The 1,533-nt window shown below is 48.1% G+C and carries 2 protein-coding genes; one reads left to right on the forward strand and one right to left on the reverse strand.

Annotation, left to right across the window (positions count from 1 at the left end; genetic code table 11):
• The first annotated feature begins 126 nt into the window (after window positions 1-126).
• On the forward strand, window positions 127-774 hold the full coding sequence (locus BP727_RS13175) for a YkgJ family cysteine cluster protein (RefSeq protein WP_273271715.1): 648 nt from the start codon (window positions 127-129) through the stop codon (window positions 772-774).
• A gap of 153 nt (window positions 775-927) precedes the next feature.
• Here BP727_RS13175 and BP727_RS13180 read toward each other — a convergent pair whose 3' ends face one another.
• Window positions 928-1,077, reverse strand: a complete 150-nt coding sequence (locus BP727_RS13180; protein WP_157863672.1) for a hypothetical protein — start codon at window positions 1,075-1,077, stop codon at window positions 928-930.
• Window positions 1,078-1,533: the final 456 nt, after the last annotated feature.

The following is a 1,533-nucleotide window of genomic DNA, read 5'->3' on the forward strand; positions in this document are numbered from 1 at the left end:
GCAATGGTGGATATCATGAAGGCAGAGTCCGCCCAGGAGCTGGGACTGGAAGTTCTGGCAGAGAAGCATCCACTGAAGACGACTCTCTAGGTCGCCTTCTCCTTTTCTTTTTTTTTGAGGGGATTTATGCCCCGGGTTGTGGTAAAAGCCATATTTGGCAATATCCGATTCAAGTGCCAGAGGTGCGGCTCATGCTGCCACCATAAAAGGCCTCTGGAGTTTGATGATCTCATCCCTGCAGAGCAGATAGAGGATTTTTGGAGAAGCTCCAACCTGATTTATCTCACTGAGAAGGATGTCCATGCCATCAGCAATAGGACTGGCATGAGGCCCCCGGACTTCGTGGATACCCTTTACGATTACAGTGAATGCTATGTGAAAATCGAGGACGAGGGCAGAAGGGTGATCCTCGACCTGCCGGTATTGAAAAGCAAAGAGGATACCACCTGCGTCTTCTACCAGGAGGGCTGCAGCATCTATTCCGTGCGGCCGATTGCCTGCCGGCTCTTTCCCTTTCGGGTGGAGGAGGAGACGCTGGACAATGGTGATATCCTTCTCAACATCAGCTACAATCCCACCTGTCCCGGGATTGGAAAGGGGAAGATGGTGGACAGAAAGAAGCTGGAGGGACTGGTGGCAGAGCAGTTCCTGCTGAGAACCGAGGATATCTCGCCTCATATCCAGAAGCTTAATTCCTCCGGAGAGATCGCCTCCGGGGCACGGATTTACAGAACTCTGCCCGGCAGAGGGAGAAAGAGATCCTCTTCGATTTGACCTATTATCGCCCCATTCTGCTCAGTTGAGAATTGGAGCTTGAGGGTGGCAGCATAGAAGGACGAAGAAGATCGTTCGGCCTTGGGTTCGGATTGGAGAATACAGCCAATCCGATCCCAGGCCGGGAGGTCAGATCTGGATGGATGGACTCATCTATGCCAGATGACCGGATAGTGCGGCAATCAAGAATATGATTGCGGATATGATGATGGCGTAAAATCCGCCGTCCTCTGATGTTAAAGATCCCTTGACCTGTACGTCCTTTCCCACATTGGGTGGTTCATTCTGCGTAAAGCCCGTCATATTCATCTCCTGTGCTCTGGACCAATCTTCTCCCGGGCCAGTTCACAATTACGAGGCATGCATTCCGGTTATTTAAAGTTTTTCAGATAACAGACAATTTTCCAATTTATGAATTAATCTATCGATCTGAATTTTTCATTGATGCCACCAAATAGTAAATATCCATTTAACAAAAAGGTTAAATTGCTTTTTACCATTTTTACCATTTTTTACTTTTCACCCAAAGTCCGTTTGAGCCCCAAATCCATGCTGCACTGGGCGGAAGATCATCTGGCTGCCCAACATCTAGCAGCAAAAAGTTTATCATGGTCTGCACCTTAACTTGAATGGGATAATAATCAATTTCCGGAGGTGAGAAAAGATGGATATGATGTCTCAGATATACGCCATTATTCTATTTGGTGTGCTTGTCGTCGCCCTACCTACGCTCCTGAACAAGTGGTCTGATAGCAGGTC

It is taken from the genome of Methanosaeta sp. UBA356 (assembly GCF_002496465.1).
In the GTDB taxonomy this organism is placed as follows: domain Archaea; phylum Halobacteriota; class Methanosarcinia; order Methanotrichales; family Methanotrichaceae; genus Methanothrix; species Methanothrix soehngenii.

Excerpts from the sequence above, each read along its gene's own strand:
- BP727_RS13180 (WP_157863672.1), bottom strand. The coding sequence starts at position 1,077 with ATGACGGGCTTTACGCAGAATGAACCACCCAATGTGGGAAAGGACGTA.
- BP727_RS13175 (WP_273271715.1), top strand. The coding sequence starts at position 127 with ATGCCCCGGGTTGTGGTAAAAGCCATATTTGGCAATATCCGATTCAAG.